Source organism: Streptomyces sp. RLA131 (assembly GCF_056270125.1).
Genome location: NZ_JBWDOQ010000002.1, coordinates 6,440,420 through 6,462,793 on the forward strand (window position 1 = coordinate 6,440,420; position 22,374 = coordinate 6,462,793).

Below are 22,374 nucleotides of genomic sequence, written 5' to 3' on the forward strand. Positions count from 1 at the left end.
CTAGGGAAAGCTGTCCGCCAAACGCGTGCATGACCTTGCTCAGCTCACAGGAACTGGACTATACCTTTCAGGTCCAGGCGAGGACCGAGCATGGGATCCCACGAATGAACCCTGATGTGAACCGCCGCGATCTGATCAAACGAGCGATGGCCGTCGGCCTGCTCGCCGCCCCCTCCGCGGCGCTGCTGAGCGCCTGCGCCACCTCCGGTGGAAGCGGCAGCGACGCTTCCACCGCGCCCGCGGGCGCGACCTCCGCCAAGAATCCTCTCGGGGTGAAGAAGGGCACCGCCCTCGAAGCGTTCATCTTCAAGGGCGGCTTCGGCGACGACTACGTCAAGAACGCCGAGAAGGACTACGCCGCCACCTATGGCGTCACCGTCAAGCACACCGGAACCCAGGCGCTCGGCCCCAAGCTGCAACCCCGCTTCGCCGGCGGCACCCCGCCCGACGTGATGGACAACTCCGGTGCCGACAACCTGGACACCGCGTCCCTGGCCGCCCAGGGACAGCTCGCCGACCTCACCCCGCTGCTCGACGCGGCGACCGTCGACGACCCGGCCAAGAAGGTCCGCGACATCCTGGTCGCCGGCACCGTCGAGCAGGGCCAGTACGGCACCAGCGCGGTCTACGCCCTCAACTACGCCTTCACCGTCTACGGCACCTGGTACTCCCAGAAGCTGCTCAAGGACAAGGGCTGGGAGTACCCGCAGACCTTCGACGACATGGTCAAGCTGGCCGGCACGATCAAGAGGGCGGGCATCGCCCCCTTCACGTACCCCGGCAAGTACCCGTACTACGTCCACTTCGATCTCTACGCCCAGATCGCCAAGGTCGGCGGCAAGGAGGCGATCGTCGCCATCGACAACCTGGAGGACGGCGCCTGGCAGGCCGACGCGGTCCTCCAGGTCGCCGAGTACTACGAGGAGCTGGCCGCCAAGGGGTACTTCCTCACCGGCTCCGAGGGTATGACCCACATCCAGGCACAGACCGCCTGGACCAAGGGCAAGGCCGCTTTCATCCCCAACGGCTCCTGGGTGGAGAACGAGGCCGCCCCGACCATGCCGAAGGACTTCGAGCTGGGCGTGGGCGGCACGATCGGCGCCGCGAGCTCCGACAAACTGCCCTTCGGCACCGTCCGGGCGGCGGCCGGTGAGCCCTTCATCGTGGCCAAGAAGGGCAAGAACCCCGAGGGCGGCATGGAGTTGCTGCGCATCATGCTCAGCAAGAAGCACGCCCAGGCCTTCACCAAGTCGCTCAAGTCGCTCACCTGTTACGCCGGAGCCGAGGAGGGGCTGAGTCTGACCCCGGGTCTGACGTCGGCGAGCGCCGCGCTGAAGGCGGCCGGTTCGAACGTGGTCAATCCCCGGCTGCAGGACTGGTATCCCACGCTCAGCAACGACACGATCGGAGGGGCGACCGGCCAGCTGCTCACCGGCCGGATCAAGGCGTCCGAGTGGGTCAAGCGGGCGCAGAGGGCCGCTGACGACACCAAGAAGGACTCGTCGATCAAGAAGTTCAAGCACTCCTGACGGGACGACAGCGCCATGCGGCACGGTAAGTACCGGTTCATCATCGGGTTTCTGGCGGCTCCCCTGGCGCTGTACGCCGTCTTCGTGATCTCGCCGTTCTTCCAGGCGTTCCAGATCTCGATGACGGACTGGAGCGGGCTGACCCCCGACATGAACTTCGTCGGCCTGGACAACTACGACAAACTGCTGCACAACGCCCTGTTCTGGCAAGCGCTGTGGCACAACGTCATCATTCTCCTGGTCGTGCCGGTCGTGACGCTGGGGCTCGGCCTGTTCTTCGCCTTCATGCTCAACGTGGGCGGCAGCCGCCGCAGACCGGGCAAGCGGGGCACGGGGGCCGTCAGCGGTGTCCGGGGCTCGGGCGTGTACAAGATCGTGTACTTCTTCCCGCAGGTGCTGTCGATCACGATCGTCGCCGTGCTGTGGCAGCAGATCTACAACCCCGACCCGGACGACGGGCTGCTCAACTCACTGCTCGGGGCGGTCGGTCTGGGCTCGCTCCAGCAGTCCTGGCTGGGCGACCCGGGCCTGGCCCTGATCTGCGTCATGGCCGTGATGGTCTGGTGCAGCGTGGGCTTCTACGTGGTGCTGTTCTCGGCCGGCATGTCCTCCATCCCGGGCGACATCTACGAGGCGGCGCTGCTGGACGGCGCGAGCCGGGGCGCGACCTTCTTCCGGATCACGCTGCCGCTGCTGTGGGACACCGTCCAGACCGGCTGGGTGTACATGGGCATCATCTGCATGGACGCCTTCGCCTTCGTCCAGATCATGTCGGTGCAGAACGGCGGTCCCGACAACGCCACCCAGGTGGTTCCGCTGCTGCTGTGGAAGACGGCGTTCCGGGAGAGCAGCCAGTACGGCCTCGCGGCGGCCATGGGGATCGCGATGCTGGTTGTGACCATGGTGTTCGCCGTCCTCACGCTGCGGTTCTCGCGGCGCGAGCGGGTCGAGTTCTAGGGAGCCTGCGATGACGACGGACACCGTACGGGTGGAGAACGCGGAGCCCCGGCAGCAGCGGGTGGCGGGCGCCAGGCGCAGGTGGCGCATCAGCGAGGGCGGGGTGCTCAACGTCTTCTCGCACGCCTTCCTGGTCCTGTGGGCGCTGATGGTGGGGGTGCCGCTGCTGTGGGCGGTGTGGAGCTCGTTCAAGACCGACGGGCAGATCCTGGGCTCACCGTGGTCGCTGCCGACCCATCCGCACTTCGAGAACTGGAGCCGGGCCTGGACCAAGGCCAACATCGGGCGGTACTTCCTCAACACCTTCGTGCTGGTCGGGTTCTCCACCACCGGCACCATGATCCTGGGGTCGATGGCGGCCTATGTGCTGGCCCGCTTCGAGTTCCCGGGCAACCGGTTCGTCTACTTCCTGTTCGTCGGCGGCATGGCCTTCCCGGTGATCATGGTCCTGGTGCCGCTGTTCTTCGTCCTGAAGAACATGCAGCTGCTGAACACCGTCCCGGGGCTGGTCCTGGTCTACATCGCCTACTCGCTCCCCTTCACGGTCTTCTTCCTGACCGCCTTCTTCCGGACCCTTCCGACCTCGGTCGCGGAGGCGGCGCTGATCGACGGGGCCTCGCACTCCCGGGCCTTCTTCCAGGTGATGCTGCCGATGGCCAGGCCGGGCCTGATCAGCGTCGGCATCTTCAACATCCTGGGCCAGTGGAACCAGTACCTGCTGCCGCTGGTGCTGAACCAGGGCGAGACCAGGCAGTGGGTGCTCACCCAGGGTCTGGCCGACCTCGCCGTCCAGCAGGGCTACAAGGGCGACTGGTCGGGCCTGTTCGCCGGGCTGACGATCGCGATGCTGCCGGTGCTGGTGGTGTACGCGGTGTTCCAGAGGCAGGTGCAGGCAGGGCTGACGGCAGGTGCGTTGAAGTAACGACCTGGTGCACCAGGTCGTAACCGGAAAGTCACTGTATGTGCACCCGTGGGGCGGCTGCGTGGCATCACGCGGCCGCCCTGTCCTTTTCGGCCGTTTCCGGTAACGGTGTGGTTCTGCCCCTTGACGGGACGCAAGCCCAAACGCTCAGCTTAGAGTTCACATGTTGTAGACGACGGGGTCTCACCGGTGCGACTCCGCCGCTGTATCGGCAGGAGTGGTTGTTCGTGGAGACTCCGGGATCGCAGTCATCGCTGCACCGGGCCAATCTGGAACGGGTGGTCCGTGCCGTACGGCTGTCGGGTTCGCTCACCCAGGCAGAGATCGCCCGGAGCACCGGACTGTCGGCCGCCACGGTCTCCAACATCGTGCGTGAGCTGCGGGACAACGGCACCGTCGAGGTCACCCCGACCTCCTCCGGGGGCCGCCGGGCCCGCAGCGTCACGCTGTCGGGAGACGCCGGAATCGTGGTGGGAGTCGATTTCGGCCACTCGCATCTGCGGGTCGCGATCGGCAATCTCGCCCACCAGGTGCTGGCCGAACAGTCCGAGCCGATCGACGTGGACGCCTCCGCCTCGGAGGGCTTCGACCGGGCGGAGCAACTGGTCGGGCGGCTGATCGAGTCCACCGGCGTCTGCGCCGACAAGGTGCTCGGCGTCGGTCTGGGCGTGCCCGGCCCGATCGACGTGGAGACCGGGGCGCTGGGCTCGACGGCGATCCTGCCGGGCTGGAGCGGGATCAACCCGCGCCAGGAACTGGCCGAACGGCTGCGGATGCCGGTCCAGGTCGACAACGACGCCAACCTCGGCGCACTGGGGGAGCTGGTCTGGGGCGGCGGCCGGGGGGTCAAGGACCTGGCGTACATCAAGGTCGCCAGCGGTGTCGGCGCCGGGCTGGTGATAGACGGCCGGATCTACCGCGGCCCCGGCGGCACGGCCGGGGAGATCGGGCACATCACCCTGGACGAGGCCGGCCCCGTCTGCCGCTGCGGCAACCGCGGCTGCCTGGAGACCTTCACCGCCGCCCGCTACGTCCTGGAACTGCTGCGCGGCAGCCACGGCGGCGATCTCACGATGGCCCGCATGGTGCAGCTGGCCCGGGAGGGCGACCCCGGCTGCCGCCGGGTGGTCGCCGACGTCGGCCGGCACATCGGCATGGGCGTCGCGAGCCTGTGCAATCTGCTCAACCCCAGCCGCGTCGTGCTCGGCGGTGACTTCGCCGAGGCCGGTGAGCTGGTGCTCTCCCCGATCAGGGAGTCCGTGGCCCGCTACGCCATCCCCAGCGCGGCCCGCCGGCTCTCCATCGTTCCCGGGGCCCTGGGGGCCCGTGCGGAGGTGCTCGGCGCGCTGGCGCTGGCCCTCAGCGAGGTGGGCGATTCGCACCTTTTGGATGGTACTGTCCCGGCAGTTGCGCCGGCCTTCACAGGGTGACTCCGCGTTCATCTAGATAACGAATCGCACCGTTGCCATCTCGTTAAGGATTTACTTCTTGACGACAACACTGCGGCCGAGTTGACTCACGTTCACCTCGGCCGCAGCGTTGCGGCCCTGTCAGGGAGGCAACCCCACATGAACGCAATGATGCGTCGAGTCGTGATCGGCACCGCCGCTGTCTCGATGGCCCTTTCCGTAGCCGCTTGCGGCAAGGCCGGCAGCAGCGACTCGGACACCAGCAGCAAGGACAAGAGCATCGGCCTGCTGCTCCCCGACAGCGTCACCGCGCGGTACGAGAAGTTCGACAAGCCGCTGTTCGAGGCGAAGGTCAAGGACCTCTGCACCGACTGCACCGTCCAGTACGCCAACGCGGCGGGCGACGCGGCCAAGCAGGCCCAGCAGGTCAGCAGCATGATCACCAAGGGTGTCAAGGTCCTCGTGATCAGCGCCCAGGACTCCGCCGCCATCAAGTCCTCCATCAAGTCCGCGGTCGACAAGGGCATCAAGGTCGTCGCGTACGACCGCCTCGCCCAGGGTCCGGTCTCCGCCTACGTCTCCTTCGACAACGTCAAGGTCGGCGAGCTCCAGGGTCAGGCTCTGCTCGACTCGCTGGGCTCCAAGGCCACCACGAAGTCCAAGGTCGTCATGATCAACGGTGACGACGCCGACCCGAACGCCGCGCAGTTCAAGAAGGGCGCCCACAACGTCCTCGACGGCAAGGTCGACATCGCCTACGAGCAGTCCGGCCTGTGGAAGGACACCGTCGCCACCCAGAAGATGACGGCGGCCATCACCCAGCTCGGCGCCAAGAAGATCGCGGGCGTCTACTCCGCCAACGACGGCATGGCCGGTGGCATCGCCACCGCCCTCAAGGGCGCCGGCATCAGCGGCATCCCGCTGACCGGCCAGGACGCGGAACTCGCGGGTATCCAGCGGATCGTCGCCGGCACCCAGTCCAGCACCGTCTACAAGGCCTTCAAGCCCGAGGCCGACGCCGCCGCCGAGCTCGCGGTCGACCTGCTCAACGGCAAGAGCATCAAGTCGCAGGCCACCACCACCCTGACCAGCGGCTCCGGTGACAAGGTCCCCTCGCAGCTGCTGACCCCGGTGTCGGTCACCAAGGCCAACATCAAGGACACGGTGATCGCCGACAAGCTCTACACCGTCGCCCAGATCTGCACCGCCGACTACGCCAAGGCCTGCAAGGCCGCCGGCCTGGAGTAACCACTCCCAGCGGCCCGCAACACCTGTCCGGGGCCCGCCCCACCTCACACCCCGCTGCGGGGCGGGCACCGGACGGCACCACCCCAGCCGCAGCCGTTGCCAACGGGCACCGGCTGCGCGCATGTTCATCTTGTAAACCTGTGCTTCGCGCACAACCCTCCGCGCCTGTCCTCAAGAAGCAAGCGCGGCATCCCCGCCGGTCAGGCGGCGAAGGAGATGGTTCACGTGTCCGCTACGCCCGTGCTGGCGTTGCGCGGGGTCTCCAAGCGATTCGGTGCGGTGCAGGCCCTCACCGATGTCGAACTGGAGGTCCACGCCGGAGAAGTAGTCGCCCTGGTCGGCGACAACGGCGCAGGAAAGTCCACTCTGGTCAAGACGATCGCCGGAGTCCACCCCATCGATGAGGGCGTCATCGAATGGGAGGGCAACCCGGTCAGCATCAACAGGCCCCACGACGCCCAGGGCCTCGGCGTCGCGACCGTGTACCAGGACCTCGCCCTGTGCGACAACCTCGATGTGGTCGGCAACCTCTACCTCGGACGTGAGCTGCTGCACCGCGGCGTCATCGACGAGGTCACGATGGAGAAGAACTCCCGCGAGCTGCTCAGCACGCTCTCCATCCGCATCCCGAGCGTACGTATCCCGATCGCCAGCCTCTCCGGTGGCCAGCGCCAGGTCGTCGCCATCGCCCGCGCGCTGATCGGTGACCCCAAGGTCGTCATCCTCGACGAGCCCACCGCCGCCCTCGGCGTCGAGCAGACCGCGCAGGTCCTCGACCTGGTCGAGCGGCTGCGCGAGCGTGACCTCGGCGTCATCCTCATCAGCCACAACATGGCCGACGTCAAGGCGGTGGCCGACACCGTCGCCGTCCTGCGCCTGGGCAAGAACAACGGCTCCTTCCCGGTGAAGGACACCAGCCACGAAGAGATCATCGCCGCGATCACCGGTGCCACGGACAACGCCGTGACCCGTCGTGCGGGGCGTCGCAGCACGGAGGCGGCAAAGTGAGCGACACGTCCAAGACCGTGAAGCCGGACCCGGGGCTGGAGAGCCAGCCGACCGTGGCCCCGGCCGACGATCCCACGGGCGCGCCCGTGTCCGTCGTCGACCCGCGGCTGCTGGTCCGCGAGGAGGGCCTCAAGGGGTACCTCACCGAGTTCAAGCGCAAGGTGAAGGGCGGCGAGCTGGGCTCGCTGCCGGTCTTCGTCGGCCTGATCGTCATCTGGACGATCTTCCAGCTCCAGAACGACCGGTTCCTCAGCGCCGCGAACCTGTCCAACATCAGCTACTTCCTGTCGGCCACCGGCATGCTCGCCATCGGCCTGGTGTTCGTGCTGCTGCTCGGGGAGATCGACCTGTCGGTCGGCTCGGTCAGCGGACTGGCCTCCACGCTCTTCGCCGTCTTCGTGGTCGACCACGGGGTGAACCCCTGGGTGGCCCTGCTGCTGACCGTCGTGACCGGCGCCCTCATCGGCGCGCTGCACGGCTGGTTCTTCGCCAGGATCGGCGTACCGGCCTTCGTCGTGACCCTGGCCGGCTTCCTCGGCTGGAACGGCCTGATGCTGTGGCTGCTCGGCGCGAGCGGCACCATCAACGTCCCGGACAACGGCCCGGTGCACCTGCTCGGCCAGAGCTCCTTCTTCATGGACCAGGCGGTCATCGGCGCCTACGTGCTGGCCGGACTCGGTGTCGTGTCCATGCTCGCGGGTTCGCTCATCGACCAGCGCCGGCGCCGCGAGGCCGGGGTGCCCTTCCGGCCCACCAGCGAGATCGCGCTGCGGGTCGGCGCGCTGGCCGTCGCGGCGTTCGTCTCCGCGTACGTGCTCAACCAGGCCTCCGGTGTGTCCAACGCCCTGGTGATCTTCCTCGCGGCGCTGGTGATCGTCGACTTCGTACTGCGGCGCACCACGTACGGCCGGAAGGTCTTCGCGGTCGGCGGCGGCATCGAGGCCGCCCGCCGGGCCGGTATCAACGTGCCGATGGTCCGGATCACCGTGTTCGCCATCTCCGGCGGTTTCGCCGCGGTCGGCGGTATGTTCTTCGCCGGCCAGACCCAGAGCGCCACCCTCAACGCCGGTGGCGGCAACACCCTGATGCTGGCCATCGCGGCCGCAGTCATCGGTGGCACCAGCCTCTTCGGCGGCCGGGGCAGTGTCTGGTCCGCCCTGCTGGGCATGCTGGTCATCCAGTCCATCCAGACCGGTCTGGACCTGCTCAACATGAACACCTCCATCCAGTACATGATCACCGGCGCGGTGCTGCTCGGCGCCGTGGTCATCGACTCGGTGTCGCGCAAGAGCCAGAAGGCTGCCGGCCGGGCGTAGTGCTCCGGCCCCGGTGGCTTACCCGTGCCCGGTGCAGGGAAGATCGTTCCCAGCACCGGGCACAGGTGTGTGCGGGGCCGGAAACGCGAACACATAGACTCGACGGACCGCAAGCGACAGCAACAAGGAGGCACGGGTGGCGCTGCTGACCCGTATCAAGGGACCGCGCGACCTCGACCGGCTGAGCCACGAGCAGCTGGTGGAGCTGGCGGAGGAGATCCGTACCTTCCTCGTCGACGAGGTCTCCAAGACCGGCGGACACCTGGGGCCCAACCTCGGTGTGGTCGAGCTGACCCTCGCCATGCACCGGGTCTTCGACTCGCCCCGGGACAAGGTGCTCTTCGACACCGGCCACCAGTCCTATGTGCACAAACTGCTCACCGGCCGCCAGGACTTCAGCCGCCTCAAGAGCAAGGGCGGGCTGTCCGGCTACCCCTCCCGCGCCGAGTCCGAGCACGACGTCATCGAGAACAGCCACGCCTCCACCGTGCTCGGCTGGGCCGACGGCCTGGCCAAGGCCAACCAACTGCTGGGCCGCCGCGACCACGTCGTGGCCGTCACCGGCGACGGGGCGCTGACCGGCGGCATGGCCTGGGAGGCGCTGAACAACATCGCCGCCGCCAGGGACCGGCCGCTGGTCATCGTCGTCAACGACAACGAGCGCTCCTACGCCCCCACCATCGGCGGCCTCGCCGACCACCTGGCGACGCTGCGCACCACCGACGGCTACGAGCAGTTCCTCTCCCGCACCAAGGACCTGCTGGAGCGCACCCCGCTCATCGGCAAGCCGCTGTACGAAACGCTGCACGGCGCCAAGAAGGGCCTGAAGGACTTCATCGCCCCGCAGGGCATGTTCGAGGACCTCGGCCTGAAGTACGTCGGCCCCATCGACGGCCACGACATCGAGGCCCTGGAGTCCGCCCTCCAGCGGGCCAAGCGCTTCGGCGGCCCGGTGATAGTGCACGTCCTGACCGAGAAGGGCCGCGGCTACAGCCCGGCCGAGCAGGACGAGGCCGACCGCTTCCACGGCATCGGCCCGATCCACCCCGACACCGGCCTGCCCGTCTCGGCCGGCGGCGCCGACTGGACCTCGGTCTTCGGCGAGGAGATGGTCAGACTCGGCCGGGAGCGCAAGGACATCGTGGCCATCACCGCGGCGATGCTGCAGCCGGTCGGCCTGGAGAAGTTCGCCGGGGCGTTCCCCGACCGGGTCTACGACGTGGGCATCGCCGAGCAGCACGCGGCGGTCTCGGCGGCCGGTCTGGCCACCGGCGGACTGCACCCGGTCGTGGCGGTGTACGCGACGTTCCTCAACCGCGCCTTCGACCAGGTGCTGATGGATGTCGCCCTGCACAAGTGCGGAGTTACCTTCGTCCTGGACCGGGCCGGCGTCACCGGCACCGACGGCGCCTCGCACAACGGCATGTGGGACCTGTCGATCCTCCAGGTCGTCCCCGGCCTGCGCATCGCCGCCCCGCGCGACGCCGACCAGGTCAGGGCCCAGCTGCGCGAGGCCGTCCAGGTCGACGACGCCCCCACCGTCGTCCGGTACTCCAAGGGCGCGGTCGGTCCGGCCGTCAAGGCCGTCGGCACGGTCGGCGGCATGGACGTACTGCGCGAGCCGGGCACGGCGGAGGGTGTGGACGGCGTGGACGGCGCGGAGGGCGCGGAGGGCGCGGAGGGCGCGGAGGGCAAACCCGACGTCCTGCTCGTCTCGGTCGGCGCCCTGGCCCCGATGTGCCTGGAGATCGCCACGCTGCTCGACGCCCAGGGCATCACCACCACCGTGGTCGACCCGCGCTGGGTCAAGCCGGTCGACGAGGCGCTGCCGGGCCTGGCCGCCCGCCACCGGGTCGTCGTCACCGTCGAGGACAACGGCCGCGTCGGCGGCGTCGGCTCCGCGATCTCGCAGGCCCTGCGCGACGCGGGCGTCGACATCCCGCTGCGCGACTTCGGCATCCCCCAGCGGTTCCTGGACCACGCCTCCCGCAAGGAGGTCATGGCCGAGATCGGGCTCACCGCCCCGGACATCGCCCGCCAGGTGACCGGCTTGGTGTCCAAGCTCGACAACCGCTACGGCGACGAGGCGGACCAGCCGGCCCGGATCGCCGGGGAGTGACCCCCGGCACGCAGCCGCGGTGACGCACCGCCGTGACGCACCGCCGTGACGACGCACCGCCGTGACGCGCCGCGAAGGGCCGGGCCGATCACCCGTCAAGGTGATCCGCCCGGCCCTTACGCACGTGTGGGCGCGCCGTGTCCGGGCACCCGCCCCGTCGGGTGCTGAGATGCGGGGGCGAACTGCGGAGGTGCACCGGTGGCCGGCAGGAACAGTTTCTTCAGGACCAAGTCGGTCGAGATGTCCATCGCGGACACCGAGGAGCCCGAGCACGCGCTCAGGAAGTCCCTGTCCGCGCTCGATCTGACGGTCTTCGGCGTCGGCGTCATCATCGGCACCGGCATCTTCGTCCTCACCGGGCAGGTGGCCAGGAACAACGCCGGACCGGCCACCGCCCTGGCCTTCGTGGTCTCCGGCATCGTGTGCGGGCTCGCCGCGCTGTGCTACGCGGAGTTCGCCTCCACCGTGCCGGTGGCCGGATCGGCGTACACCTTCTCCTTCGCGACCCTGGGCGAACTGCCCGCCTGGATCATCGGCTGGGACCTGATCCTCGAACTCGCCCTCGGCTGCGCGGTGGTGTCGGTCGGCTGGTCCGGCTACATCCGGTCCCTGATGGACAACGCCGGCTGGCATCTGCCGGTCTCGCTGGCCGGCAGCAACGACACCGGGACCCACTTCGACCTGCTGGCCTTCCTGCTGGTCCTGCTGCTGACCGGGATCCTGGTCGCCGGGGCCAAGCTGTCGGCCCGGGTCACCGCGGTGGTCGTCGCCATCAAGGTCGCGGTGGTGCTCATCGTCATCGTCGTGGGCAGTTTCTTCATCACCTCGTCCAACTACTCGCCCTTCGTCCCGCCCGCCGTGGAGTCCACGGGCGCCAACGCGACCCTGAAGGCGCCACTGATCGAGCTGATGTTCGGCTACACGCCCAGCAACTTCGGCGTGATGGGCATCTTCACGGCGGCGGCCGTGGTCTTCTTCGCGTTCATCGGATTCGACATCGTCGCGACCGCCGCCGAGGAGACCCGCAACCCCCAGCGGGACGTCCCCCGCGGCATCCTCGGCTCACTCGTCATCTGCACGGTGCTGTACGTGGCGGTGTCCGTGGTCGTCACCGGCATGGAGAAGTACAGCCGGCTGTCCGTGGACGCCCCGCTCGCCGACGCCTTCAAGGACACCGGACACCCCTTCTGGGCGGGCCTGATCAGCTTCGGCGCGGCCATCGGCCTCACCTCCGTCTGTATGATCCTGCTGCTCGGCCAGTCCCGGGTGTTCTTCGCCATGAGCCGCGACGGGCTGCTGCCCCGCTTCTTCTCCCGGGTACACCCGCACTTCCGCACCCCCTACCGCTCGACGATGCTGCTCGGCGGCCTCGTCGCGGTGGTCGCGGGCTTCACCAGCATCTCCGAACTGGCCGAACTGGTGAACATCGGGACACTCTTCGCCTTCGTGGTCGTCGCCATCGGCGTCGTCCTGCTGCGGCGCAGCCGCCCCGACCTGCCACGGTCCTTCCGCACCCCCCTCGTGCCGTGGGTGCCCGCGCTGTCGGTGCTGGCGACCCTGTGGCTGATGCTCAATCTGCCCGCCCAGACCTGGCTGCGGTTCGCGGTGTGGATGGTGCTGGGCTTCGTCGTCTACTTCGCGTACGGCCACCGGCACAGCCGGATGCGGAAGGCGGGCACCCACCGGGCCTGAGGTAGGTTGAGGCGCGTGCCGAGCCGCCTGCCGATCCCCGCGTCCCGGGCGTTCTGGCTGAGGCTCGGGCCGGCGCTCGTGCTGTGCGCCGCCGTGGTCCACCTGCCCTCCTTCGTACGGCCGGTATGGAACCCGGACGAGGGCTTCCTGGCCACCCAGGCCCGCATGCTGGCCGCCGGCGGCTCGCTGTACGGCAGCGTCGTCGACCGCAAACCGCCGCTGCTGCCCTGGCTGTACGAGGGCGCGTTCGCGCTCTTCGGCGACGGCTCGCTGTGGCCCCTGCGGGTCGCGGCGGTCCTGGCACACGTCGTCACCGCCGCACTGCTCGCCTCCCTCGCCCGCCGCCGCTGGGGCGACGCCTGGGGTGCCGCCGCCGGCCTGGGCTATCTGCTGCTCAGCGTCGGACTCGCCCCGGAGGACGCCCAGGCCGCCAACTTCGAGGTCTTCACCCTGCCGTGGACCGTGGCCGCCGTGTGGTATGCGGACCGCTCACAGTGGGGCCGGGCCGGGCTCGCGGTGGCCGGGGCCGCGCTCACCAAACAGACCGGGGCCGCCGTGCTGCTGCCGGTGGCCTGGATGCTGTGGCGGGCCTGGCGCGACCGGGAGGCCGTCAGCGCGGTGCTCGTCCGGCCCCGGGCACCCCTGCCCGACACCCGGGGAGCGGCCGGCTCCCGGGGAGCACCCGGCACGGTCGCCGTCCGGGCCGCGCCGCCGCGGGCCGTGGTGGCGGTCCCGGACGGCGCCAACGGCGCGGGGGCCTGGCTTCGGCTGGCGGCGGGGGTGCTGCTGCCGGTCGCCGCGGTGGCCCTGTCGGTCGGCGCGCACCGGTTCGTGTTCTGGACGGTGACCGGTTCGGGAACCTACCTGTCGGCCCAGGGCGCCTGGCTCACCGTGCTGGGGCGCGGCCTCGGCAACGCGGGCATCCTGGCGGCCGCCGGCGCGGGGCTGGTGCTGCCGGCCGCCTGGCTGACGCTCCGGCGCCGCCGGTTCGCCGGGACGGAACTGTGGGTCTGGCTGGGCGCGTCCGCCGTCGCCGTCGTCACCGGTTTCCAGTTCTACGGCCACTACTACCTCCAGCTCATGCCCCCGCTGGTCCTGCTGGGGGTCGCCGCCCTGCGCCGCCTCCCGCGGCTGCGCAGGGCCGCCACGGCCTGGACGGCGGTCGCCGCCGGCGCCTTCCTGGCCTGGGGCTTCACCGTGCCCAGCACCGAACTCGACCACGCCCGCGCGCTGGCCGCCGCCGTACGCGCCCACACCACGGCCGACGACACCCTCCTGGTCTGGGGCATGCACCCCGAGCACTACTGGCTCGCCCGCCGCACCCCCGCCACCCGCTTCCTCACCGCCGGGTTCCTCACCAACTTCAGCGGCGGCCACGGCGCCGCCCGGGTCGGCCAGGACTACGCCGTCCCCGGAGCCTGGCGTTCCTTCCGCCGCGACCTCGCCCGCCGCCCCGCCGACCTCATCGTCGACGACTCCCGGGGCGCCCCCTACGGCCCCGACCGCGTCCCCGCCCTCCGTGACCTGCTGGCCCGCCACTACCGCGCGGTCGCCACGGTCGACGGCGCCGTGCTCTACGCCCGCGTCGGGGCCTGAGCGCCTGTGTCCGCCGCCCGTCCGGGTCAGGCCCCGGCCGGGGGCCGGACCGCACGGGGTCCCGCGCACAGCGCTCCGTGCGCGCCGACCCGGGCCCGCAGTTCGCGGTCGGCCGTGATCACCAGGCAGCGCCGGTCGCCGGCCGAGGCCGCGAGCTCGGTGATCAGATCGTCGCCGCTGCCCGGAGCGGCCCGCACCCCGACCCCGGGCACGGAGCCGACACCGCGGGCGGCCCCCTCCACCACCAGCACGACGTCGAGCGGCGGCCGGGTCGCCCAGTCCGGCACCCCCGGCCCCGCGTCCAGCCCGCGCCCGGCGAGCGGCACCAGCGCGTCCCGCAACCGCTCGGTCGCCCCGCGCCGGTCACGCCACCAGCCGTCCGGCACGCTGCCGACGGTGTTGGCGGCGTCCACGACGATCAGGGGCGGTGCCAGGGGGATCAGGGGGTGCGTGTCCACGGACGCCACCCTGCCACGGCCGGCGTGCCGTCGCGATGGTACAAAGGCGCCGTACAGACGCACGGTCTTGATCGAGGTGACGGCCCATGACGAAGTCCGACGCGCCGAAGGCGCCCAAGCGGCGAGGGAGCCGGTGGCGCCCCTATGCGGGAACGGTCGTGGCTCTCGTGGTGGTGTTCGGTGGGTCGGCCGTGATCGGGGCCCATGTACGCGGCACCAAGGAGACCGAGGTGAAGGTCCCGACGGGCGCGGTGGGGACCGGTGAGCTGGGCCTGCCGGTGAAGCCGACGGTCCCGGTGACCCTGGCGGTGTACGAGGATCTGCGCAGCCCGGAGTCCAGGGCCTTCGCGCAGCACTACGACGCGGAGTTCACCAAGCTGCTGGCGACCGGTCAGGTTCAGATCGAATACCACCTGGTGACGGCGTCGGACACCGCCGCCGGCGGCCGGGGCGCCCTCGCGGCGGCGAACGCGGCGGCCTGCGCGCAGGACCAGGGCCGGTTCTCGGAGTACGTGGACCAGGTGTGGGCGGCGCAGCCGGCGGACGTGTCGGACGACGCGCTGGCCGGCGAGAAGCTGCTGAAGGACCTGGCGCGGAAGGCCGGGAAGATCGACGAGGCGAAGTTCGTCCCGTGCGTGCAGGGCGGGGACCACGACGGCTGGGTGCGGGCGTCGCAGAAGGCGTTCGCGGCCGCCGGGTTCACCAGGGCCCCGGTGCTCCAGGTCAACGGCGCGACGGCGACCGACCCGACCCCGGCGAAGCTGCGCACACTGGTCAAGCAGGCGGTGGCCGCGGCGGAGACCGACGCGCAGGCCGGGACCGGCACGGAGGCGGCGACCGACACGCAGTGACGGCGCGTCATCCGGCGTGTCGTATACGGCACGTCGTATATGGTGCGTCATATACGGCATATCGCACATCATATGCCGTATATCGTATGCCTCGTGCGGCGCATCCCTTTACCCGAAGAATCCCTCGCTCCGTCAACTTTGCGGAGAAATCGGGTATTGAAGGGCTATGACGTCTTATGTGTCAGCGCCGGTGTTCGACGAGGTCGAGCCGCCGCCCGGCTGTGACTGCGAGGGCTGTGCCCGTCGGCGGCTCGCCGCCTCGGCGGTCCGGCCGGCTCGCGGTGGCCGGCCGGCGCCGCTCGCCGTGCGGGCGGCGGTGGTCGCGGCGGCCGCGCTGGTGGCTCCGGCGCAGGCCGAGGCCGTCACCCCGGTGCGGCCCGCCGCCGTGCCCGCTGCCACCTCCCTGCGTCTGACGCGAGGTCAGATCCTGGACCGGGCGCGGATCTGGGTCGACGCGGCGGTTCCGTACAGCATGGACACCTACTGGCGGGACGGATACCGCCAGGACTGCTCGGGGTTCGTGTCGATGGCCTGGGGTCTGGGCGACAGCGCCTGGACGGGGAGCCTGACGGACTACGCGGAGCGGATCAGCCCGGAGGAGCTGATGCCGGGCGACATCCTGCTCTTCCAGAACCCCGAGGATCCGCAGGAGGGTTCGCACGTCACCCTCTTCGGGGGCTGGGCGGACGCCGAGCACGAGGAGTACATCGCCTACGAACAGGCCAGACCGCACGCGCGGATCATGACCACGCCCTTCGCCTACTGGTCGCACTCCGCGGACTACGTCCCGTACCGCTACCGCTATCTCCGGCCGCCGGCCACGGACGACGACTACCCCGGCGCCGACTCCTTCGGCGCGGGCTCCCGCAACGCGTACGTCACCCGCCTCGGCCGGATGCTGGCCGCGCGTGGCGGGAGACCGTACTACCGGCAGGGCCCGGGGCCGCGCTGGTCGGACGCGGACCGGCGGGCCATCGCCGCCTTCCAGAAGGCGCAGGGCTGGTCGGGCGCGGACGCCGACGGCATCCCGGGACCGGCCACCTGGCGTTATCTCGTACGCGGGCAGGGCACCGACATCGCGGAGCCCGTGCCCGTGCCCGCGTCTGCTTCTGCGTCGGCGGTGCTCGACACCGCCCGGGCCCCGGCCTACCCGGGGGCCGCCGCCTTCCGGCCGGGCCGGACCGGCGACGACATCGCCCGTCTGCGGCGGCGGTTGGCGGTCAGGGGCTTCGGCGGGCGGTACGACGGCTCGGGCCCCGGCCACCTCTGGGACGAGGCCGACCGGCGGGCCGTCGAGGCGTTCCAGCGCGCCCAGGGCTGGTCCGGCGACGAGGCGGACGGCCACCCCGGACCCGAGACCTGGAGGCGAGTCTTCTCGTGACCACCCACGCGGCCGTGGCCCTCGGCGCCCAGAGTGCACCCGGCGCACCCGGTGCCCCCGGCGTCTCCACCGCCGATCCGGCCGAACACCCCGGCCGGTCGATGCCGGGCTGGACGGCCGTCCTGGCCATCGTGGCCGCCGCCGGGGTTGCCGGCCGGCTGCTGTGGCGCGCAGCCGCCCTCCCGGTCCGGCTGGCCGGTCATGCCGTGCTGCCGGCGCCGCCGGGCCACGCCGCGCCGGGCCACGCCGCGGCCGGCGGCGCCGGGGTGTGGGGCGCGGTGGCGCTGCTGGCCGCCCTGGCCGCCTTCGCCGCCGGCGGGCTGGCCCGCGGCCGCCCCGGCTCGGTGTGGGTGCTGACCCGGCACGGCGCCTACCGGGGCACCGTCCGCCGCACCGGCCTGCTCTGGATCAGCCCGCTGCTGGCCCGGCGCCGGATGGATGTGAGCCTGCGGCACTGGCGCAGCAGCCCGATCGAGTGCACCGACGCCTCCGGCGCCCCGCTGCACGCCACCGTGCTGCTGGTCTGGCGGGTCCGGGACACCGCCAGGGCCTCCTTCGCCGTCGCCGACCCGGTGCGGTATCTGCGCGGGCAGGTCGAGGCGGCCGTGGCCCGTACGCTCTGCCGGCTGCCCGCCGACGACTTCCGGGGCCCCGGCCCCACGCTGCGGAACGCCGAACGCCTCGGTGACGAGCTGACGGCGCTGCTGGCCGCCGAGATGCGTCCGGTCGGGGTCGAGGTCTTCGCGGTCCGCCCGGTCCGGCTGGGTTACGCACCGGCGGTCGCCGCCGCCATGCACCGTTCCCAGCTGGCCGCGCTGGACGCCAGGCACCGCCGGGCGGTCCTCGACGACGTCCTGGCGGCCGTCACCGAGACCGTCCGCGGCCTCACCGACCGGGGTCTGGTCCAGCTCGACGACTACGAACGGAAGGCGCTGGTCAAGGACTTGACCGTGGCCTTCTACACTTCCCGTGGCCCGCTCGCCGAGCCGCCCCGACGCCCCGGAGTCGGCTGACGGATCATCAGTATCGTGCGGGCGCGGGCCATTCCGGCGGAAACCGGTAGGATGTGGCCCCGCCCGCACCGCTGCGTCCGCCCTGCGGCGGGACAAGGCGGAGGTGCTCCATGCGGTCGCGCAAGTACAGGCTCGTGGCCGTCGCGCTCTGCGCGGTCCTGGCCCTCGGTGCCTGTGCGGGTGACGGCGGGAGCCCGGCCGACGCCGACCGCGCCGCCTGCGGGGACACCACATGCGACGGCCGGATCCCCGGACCGACCACCATCACCGCCTGGTTCCACGAGTCCGGCGCCGAACGCGACACCCTCAGCAAGCAGGTCGGGGCCTTCAACGCCTCCCAGCGCGACGTCCGGGTCAGGCTGATCCCGCTCCCCGAGGGGGAGTACGCCGGGCAGGTCCGGTCGGCGGCCGCCACCGGCAACCTGCCCGACGTCCTGGACCTCGACGGCCCGGACCTCTACAACCACGCCTGGTCCGGCAGGCTCAAGCCGCTCGGCTCGTGCGTGCCGGCCGCCGTCAGGGCCGATCTGCTCGACAGCATCCGCGAGCACGGCACCTATGCCTGGCGCCTCTTCGGCGTCGGCACCTGTGACTCCGGCCCGGGCCTGTACGTACGCCGCTCCGCGCCGCGCAAGATCGGCGCCCGTGTCCCCACCGGCCCCGGCGACACCTGGACCGCCGAGGGGTTCACCGGCATCCTCGGCCGGCTCCGCTCGGCCGGCTACCGGCGCCCCCTCGATCTGCGTCTGCGGAACTCCCCGGCCGCGGCGGAGTGGAACACCTACGGATTCGCCCCGCCGTCCGGTCGGCCGGCGGCGACCTCATCGACCGCGACGACTACCGCACCGTGGACGGGATCATGAACGGCCGGGCCGCCGTCGAGGCCCTGACCACGACGCAGAACCGGGTCGGGGCGTCCCTGGTCGCCCCGCCCAGGGACACCGGGGCCTTCACCGCCGGCCACAGCCCCGTCACCCGTGCCGGGCACTGGCTCTACGACGCCTGCGACAAGGCCTTCCCCGGTGACATCACCATCGTGCCGCTCCCCGACTTCGGCCCGGGCACCGCGACCGGCACGGGCTCCTGGCAGTGGGGCGTCGTCACCTTCGACGCCACCGACGGCGACGCCGCCTGGCGCTTCCTGGCCTTTCTGCCGCGGCCCTCCCGGAGCGACCTGACGACCCGGGCCGACGGCGCCGTCCCGGCGACCAGGAGCGCTGTCGCCCTCTCCCCGCGCTACGCCCCCGGGGGACCGGAACACCTCTTCATCCAGCAGCTGGAGGGCGGCGCCGCCCGGCCCCGCCCGCAGACCCCGGCCTGCCCCGCGATCAGTGGGGCGTTCTCCGTCGCCTTCGCCCGGACCGTGCTGGACGGCCGGCCGGTCAGGCCCACGCCGGACGCGGCGGTGCGACGCGGTGTCGTCGAGGACCTGGCCGGCCACCAGTACTGTCCGACGGCCCCGCCCACCGGCACGGCCACGCCCGCGGCCGCGCCATGACGGCCGGCGCGGGCAGGCCCCCGCTCATATCCCGGCTGAGGGTCGGCAGGAAACTGCTGCTGCTGGTCATGCTGCCGCTGGGCGGACTGCTGCTGTTCACCGTGCTGTCCTTCCTCGACCAGCTCAGGACCGCCGACAGCCTGCGGGACTTCCGCACCGCGAGCCGGGTGTCCTTCGCCACGGCCGGGCTCGCCGACGCGCTGGCGGGTGAACGCACCGCCACCGTGCTGCTGCGGCTACGGCCCGGCGCCGACCGGCGGCGCGGCATGAACGCCGAACGCGCCGCCACCGACCGGGCGATGGAACGCGCCGGGCGCAGCGCCGCCGCGGGCACCGGGACCGGCCAGGACGTACGGGGGGATCTGGCCACCGCCCGCACCGGGTTGTGGGCGCTGCGGGTGCAGGTCTCGGCGGGGTCGCTGACCACGCGGCAGATCACCGACCAGTACAGCTCGCTGATCGGCGACCTCCTGGCGACCGTGGGCCGGCTCGACTCGGGCCGCCCGGCCGAGGCCGCGGGCCGGGCCGCCGACGCCTATCTGGCGATCCTGGCGGCGATCGAGGCCGCCGAGCACGAACGGGCCGACCTGGCCGTGGTGTTCGCGGCGCCCGCGGGCCGGCGGCCGGCCACCGCCAGTCCGTGGGAGAACCTGGAGGCCGCCGAGCTGGCCGCCTTCAAGCAGAACGCGGCCCAGCCGCTGGGTGCCGAACTGGAGGTCGTGCTCCACCGGCCGGCGGGCCGGCAGGTGAGCGGGCTCCGCGACGACCTCGCCGCCGATCCGGAACGGGCCGCCGGGCGTACGACGCCGACCCGGTGGCTCGACATGTCCGGGGACCGCGTCGACGGGCTGCGCGGTCTGGAACGCCGGGCCGCCGCGCAGCTGGAGGCCGCCGCGGGCCGGGACCTGGCCGCCAACCGGGCCCGGCGCGGACGTGATCTCGGGCTGTCCGCGGCGGTCCTGGTCGTGGTGATCGGCAGCGCGGTGGCCCTGGCCCGGTCCATCAGCCGGCCGCTGGCCGAGGTCTCCCGCAGCGCCCGTACGCTCTCCGGCGGCGACCTCACCGCCGAGGTGCGGTACACCGGGCACGACGAGATAGGCGATGTCGCCGAGGCCTTCCGCGAGCTGAGGGTCACCGCGGGACGGCTGGCCGGCGAGATCCGGGACATGAACACCGCGATCACCGGCAGCCGGCTCGGCCACCGCGCGGACGTCGCCGCCTTCGAGGGCAGCTGGGCCCAGCTGCTGGAGGGCATGAACGGCACCATGGCGGCCTTCGCCGGACTGCACGGGCAGCGCCGCCGGGCCGAACGCGGACTGGAGGACATCTTCAACCTCTCCCGCGACCTGCTCTCCATCAGCGGGCTCGACGGCTGCTTCACCCGCGTCAACCCCGCGTTCGAACGCACCCTGGGCTACAGCTGCCAGGAGCTGCTGGCCAGGCCGTACACCGACTTCGTCCACCCCGACGACCTGGAGCGCACCACCGAGGCGCTGGTCCGGCTCGCCGGGGGCGAGGAGATCGTCCGCTTCGAGAACCGCTGCCTGCGCCGGGACGGCACCGTCTGCCGGCTGGAGTGGAGCGCCCGCCCGGTCCTGGACGAGGGCCTCATCTACAGCGCCGCCCGCGACGTCACCGCCCGTCGCCGCACCGAACGCGAACTCGCCCGCTCCCGGGCCCGGGTGGTGGCCGCCGCCGACGAGGCCCGGCGGCGCATCGAACGCGACCTGCACGACGGGGTGCAGCAGCGGCTGGTCTGCCTCGGACTCGAACTGGACACCGCGCGAGGCATGGTGACGGACAATCAGTTGGAACTGCGGGCGCAGCTCGCGCACACCGCCAAGGGCCTGTCGGGCGCCCTGGAGGACCTCCTGGAGATCTCCCGGGGCATCCACCCCGGAATCCTGTCCCGGGGCGGCCTGGGCCCCGCCCTGCGCACCCTGGCCCGGCGTTCCGCGGTGCCGGTCGAGTTCGAGCAGGGCCCGTCGGCGGTACGGCTGCCGGACGGTGTCGAGGTGGCCGCGTACTACGTGGTCTCCGAGGCGCTGACCAACGCGGCCAAGCACGCGCGGGCCGGCCTGGTCCGGATCCGGCTGGAGACCGGTGGGGCGGAGCTCCGGCTGGTCGTCCACGACGACGGGGTGGGCGGCGCGGAACCCGGCCGGGGCTCCGGGCTGATCGGCCTCACCGACCGGGTCGAGGCGCTGGGCGGGACCATCCGGATCGACAGCCCGGCGGGCGGCGGCACCACCTTGGCGGTCACCCTGCCGGCCGCCACCCGGTGACCCTCCCCGCCGCCTTCCCCGCCGCCTTCCCCGCCGCCTTCCCCGACGCCCTCCCGGCCGCCGGAGACGGCTGACCGCCCGGGCAGCCCTCCCGGTCTCCGAGGGGGGAGCTCGGATTCCGTCAGGTGGGGCCGCCCCGGGCGGTCGGGCCGGACGGCGACGGGGTGGCGTCGAGCGTCCGATCAGGGTGGGCCGGACCGTCGCGCGGTCGCCCTGTGGTGTGAACCGGGACCAGAATGCTTGCGCGCCGCCTGGTTGTCGTCCCCGCCAGCCGCCGATTCCGCTTCCTGCCAGCCGGAAGACGCCAGGTCCGGCGGTCAGTATGCTGACCCGAAATGAACGAGAAGCAGCAGGCCGGCCGGGGGCGGGTCGTTCTGGCCGACGACGACATCCTGCTCCGCGAGGGCATAGCGAGCCTGTGCCGGCGCGCAGGCTTCGACGTGGCGGGGCAGGCCGGCGACGGCGAACGGCTGCTCGCGCTGGTCCGCGAGCAACAGCCCGATCTGGTCATCGTGGACATCCGGATGCCGCCCACCCACACCGGCGAGGGGCTCGACGCGGCCCGCACGATCCGTGACCGCTACCCGGCCCTGGGCATCCTCGTACTGTCGGCCTACGTGGAGGTCGAGGACGCCCTGGAACTCCTGGCCGGCGGCAGCCGGATCGGCTATCTGCTCAAGAGCCGGGTGACCGATGTCGCGGAGTTCATCGAGAGCCTGGACCGCATCCTGCGGGGCGGCTCGGTCGTCGACCCCACCCTGGTGGGCGAGTTGGTCACCGCCCACCGCCGGGGCGACCCGCTGGCGGTGCTGTCCGCCCGGGAGCGCGAGGTGCTGGCGCTGATGGCGGAGGGCCGCTCCAACGCCGGGATAGGGCGCCGTCTGTGGGTCACCGAGGGCACCGTCGAGAAGCATGTACGCAGCATCATGGGCAAACTGCGGCTGCGCGAGGACGAGGACGACCACCGCCGGGTGCTGGCGGTCGTGACGTTCCTGGAGTCCCGCTGAGCGCTACGAGCCGCGGACGCAGCCGCCGGCCGCACCCACCCTCACGGGCGGTGCGGCCGGCGACTGCGTACAGCGGTGAACCGCG

18 protein-coding genes are annotated in these 22,374 nt (G+C 71.7%); 17 read left to right on the forward strand and 1 reads right to left on the reverse strand.

The features are described 5' to 3' along the window. Positions 1–104: 104 nt before the first annotated feature. The 10 genes from ngcE (at position 105) to RWE79_RS30130 (ending at position 13,796) form a co-directional block, all read left to right on the forward strand. Positions 105–1,529, forward strand: a complete 1,425-nt coding sequence (gene ngcE, locus RWE79_RS30085) for an N-acetylglucosamine/diacetylchitobiose ABC transporter substrate-binding protein (protein ID WP_475943214.1) — start codon at positions 105–107, stop codon at positions 1,527–1,529. Between the two features lie 15 nt (positions 1,530–1,544). Then, on the forward strand, positions 1,545–2,486 hold the full coding sequence (locus RWE79_RS30090; RefSeq protein WP_475943215.1) for a carbohydrate ABC transporter permease: 942 nt from the start codon (positions 1,545–1,547) through the stop codon (positions 2,484–2,486). 10 nt (positions 2,487–2,496) lie between these two features. Beyond that, positions 2,497–3,408 (forward strand): carbohydrate ABC transporter permease, encoded by a 912-nt coding sequence (locus tag RWE79_RS30095; protein ID WP_475943216.1) that lies wholly within the window; start codon positions 2,497–2,499, stop codon positions 3,406–3,408. Between the two features lie 227 nt (positions 3,409–3,635). Then, entirely contained in the window at positions 3,636–4,838 is a 1,203-nt protein-coding gene (locus RWE79_RS30100) for an ROK family transcriptional regulator (RefSeq protein ID WP_475943217.1), read from the forward strand. Between the two features lie 138 nt (positions 4,839–4,976). Continuing rightward, positions 4,977–6,065: a sugar ABC transporter substrate-binding protein gene (locus tag RWE79_RS30105; RefSeq protein WP_475943218.1), complete on the forward strand. Its 1,089-nt coding sequence runs from the start codon at positions 4,977–4,979 to the stop codon at positions 6,063–6,065. Between the two features lie 216 nt (positions 6,066–6,281). Continuing rightward, positions 6,282–7,073 carry an ATP-binding cassette domain-containing protein gene (locus tag RWE79_RS30110; RefSeq protein WP_475943219.1) on the forward strand — a complete coding sequence of 264 codons (792 nt, stop codon included), beginning with the start codon at positions 6,282–6,284 and terminating at the stop codon, positions 7,071–7,073. Next, positions 7,070–8,389, forward strand: coding sequence for a sugar ABC transporter permease (locus RWE79_RS30115; RefSeq protein WP_475943220.1), 1,320 nt, complete (start codon positions 7,070–7,072; stop codon positions 8,387–8,389). Before RWE79_RS30110 ends, RWE79_RS30115 begins: the two co-directional genes overlap by 4 nt. A gap of 136 nt (positions 8,390–8,525) precedes the next feature. Further along, positions 8,526–10,508 (forward strand): 1-deoxy-D-xylulose-5-phosphate synthase, encoded by a 1,983-nt coding sequence (gene dxs / locus RWE79_RS30120; protein ID WP_475943221.1) that lies wholly within the window; start codon positions 8,526–8,528, stop codon positions 10,506–10,508. 240 nt (positions 10,509–10,748) lie between these two features. Beyond that, the gene (locus RWE79_RS30125; protein ID WP_475946191.1) at positions 10,749–12,200 is read left to right on the forward strand and encodes an amino acid permease; all 1,452 of its coding nucleotides are present in this window, start codon (positions 10,749–10,751) and stop codon (positions 12,198–12,200) included. Positions 12,201–12,215: 15 nt separating this feature from the next. Beyond that, complete coding sequence (locus RWE79_RS30130) at positions 12,216–13,796, forward strand: ArnT family glycosyltransferase (protein WP_475943222.1); 1,581 nt, start codon at positions 12,216–12,218, stop codon at positions 13,794–13,796. A 26-nt stretch (positions 13,797–13,822) separates the two neighbouring features. On the opposite strand, the gene RWE79_RS30135 is transcribed toward RWE79_RS30130, so the two are convergent. After that, on the reverse strand, positions 13,823–14,254 hold the full coding sequence (locus RWE79_RS30135; RefSeq protein ID WP_475943223.1) for an NTP pyrophosphohydrolase: 432 nt from the start codon (positions 14,252–14,254) through the stop codon (positions 13,823–13,825). Positions 14,255–14,340: 86 nt separating this feature from the next. Between RWE79_RS30135 and RWE79_RS30140 the strand changes: the two genes are divergently transcribed. The 7 genes from RWE79_RS30140 (at position 14,341) to RWE79_RS30170 (ending at position 22,289) form a co-directional block, all read left to right on the forward strand. After that, positions 14,341–15,105 (forward strand): DsbA family protein, encoded by a 765-nt coding sequence (locus RWE79_RS30140; protein ID WP_475943224.1) that lies wholly within the window; start codon positions 14,341–14,343, stop codon positions 15,103–15,105. Between the two features lie 166 nt (positions 15,106–15,271). Continuing rightward, the gene (locus RWE79_RS30145) at positions 15,272–16,486 is read left to right on the forward strand and encodes a peptidoglycan-binding protein (RefSeq protein ID WP_475943225.1); all 1,215 of its coding nucleotides are present in this window, start codon (positions 15,272–15,274) and stop codon (positions 16,484–16,486) included. Next, entirely contained in the window at positions 16,483–17,499 is a 1,017-nt protein-coding gene (locus RWE79_RS30150; RefSeq protein ID WP_475943226.1) for an SPFH domain-containing protein, read from the forward strand. Before RWE79_RS30145 ends, RWE79_RS30150 begins: the two co-directional genes overlap by 4 nt. Before the next feature lie 110 nt (positions 17,500–17,609). Further along, positions 17,610–18,362, forward strand: coding sequence for an ABC transporter substrate-binding protein (locus tag RWE79_RS30155; protein ID WP_475943227.1), 753 nt, complete (start codon positions 17,610–17,612; stop codon positions 18,360–18,362). Continuing rightward, positions 18,347–18,997 carry a type 2 periplasmic-binding domain-containing protein gene (locus tag RWE79_RS30160; RefSeq protein WP_475943228.1) on the forward strand — a complete coding sequence of 217 codons (651 nt, stop codon included), beginning with the start codon at positions 18,347–18,349 and terminating at the stop codon, positions 18,995–18,997. The genes RWE79_RS30155 and RWE79_RS30160 overlap by 16 nt, the downstream gene beginning before the upstream one ends. Further along, on the forward strand, positions 18,994–21,282 hold the full coding sequence (locus RWE79_RS30165; protein ID WP_475943229.1) for a nitrate- and nitrite sensing domain-containing protein: 2,289 nt from the start codon (positions 18,994–18,996) through the stop codon (positions 21,280–21,282). Before RWE79_RS30160 ends, RWE79_RS30165 begins: the two co-directional genes overlap by 4 nt. A 335-nt stretch (positions 21,283–21,617) precedes the next feature. Beyond that, a complete protein-coding gene (locus RWE79_RS30170) occupies positions 21,618–22,289 on the forward strand; it encodes a response regulator (protein WP_475943230.1) in 672 nt (223 codons plus the stop codon). Positions 22,290–22,374: the final 85 nt, after the last annotated feature.

What these genes read in the sequence shown, in the direction of transcription:
- ngcE (WP_475943214.1), top strand. Translation starts at nt 105, where the DNA reads ATGAACCCTGATGTGAACCGCCGCGATCTGATCAAACGAGCGATGGCC.
- RWE79_RS30090 (WP_475943215.1), top strand. Translation starts at nt 1,545, where the DNA reads ATGCGGCACGGTAAGTACCGGTTCATCATCGGGTTTCTGGCGGCTCCC.
- RWE79_RS30095 (WP_475943216.1), top strand. Translation starts at nt 2,497, where the DNA reads ATGACGACGGACACCGTACGGGTGGAGAACGCGGAGCCCCGGCAGCAG.
- RWE79_RS30105 (WP_475943218.1), top strand. Translation starts at nt 4,977, where the DNA reads ATGAACGCAATGATGCGTCGAGTCGTGATCGGCACCGCCGCTGTCTCG.
- RWE79_RS30110 (WP_475943219.1), top strand. Translation starts at nt 6,282, where the DNA reads ATGGTTCACGTGTCCGCTACGCCCGTGCTGGCGTTGCGCGGGGTCTCC.
- RWE79_RS30125 (WP_475946191.1), top strand. Translation starts at nt 10,749, where the DNA reads ATGTCCATCGCGGACACCGAGGAGCCCGAGCACGCGCTCAGGAAGTCC.
- RWE79_RS30140 (WP_475943224.1), top strand. Translation starts at nt 14,341, where the DNA reads ATGACGAAGTCCGACGCGCCGAAGGCGCCCAAGCGGCGAGGGAGCCGG.
- RWE79_RS30145 (WP_475943225.1), top strand. Translation starts at nt 15,272, where the DNA reads ATGACGTCTTATGTGTCAGCGCCGGTGTTCGACGAGGTCGAGCCGCCG.
- RWE79_RS30155 (WP_475943227.1), top strand. Translation starts at nt 17,610, where the DNA reads ATGCGGTCGCGCAAGTACAGGCTCGTGGCCGTCGCGCTCTGCGCGGTC.
- RWE79_RS30165 (WP_475943229.1), top strand. Translation starts at nt 18,994, where the DNA reads ATGACGGCCGGCGCGGGCAGGCCCCCGCTCATATCCCGGCTGAGGGTC.
- RWE79_RS30170 (WP_475943230.1), top strand. Translation starts at nt 21,618, where the DNA reads ATGAACGAGAAGCAGCAGGCCGGCCGGGGGCGGGTCGTTCTGGCCGAC.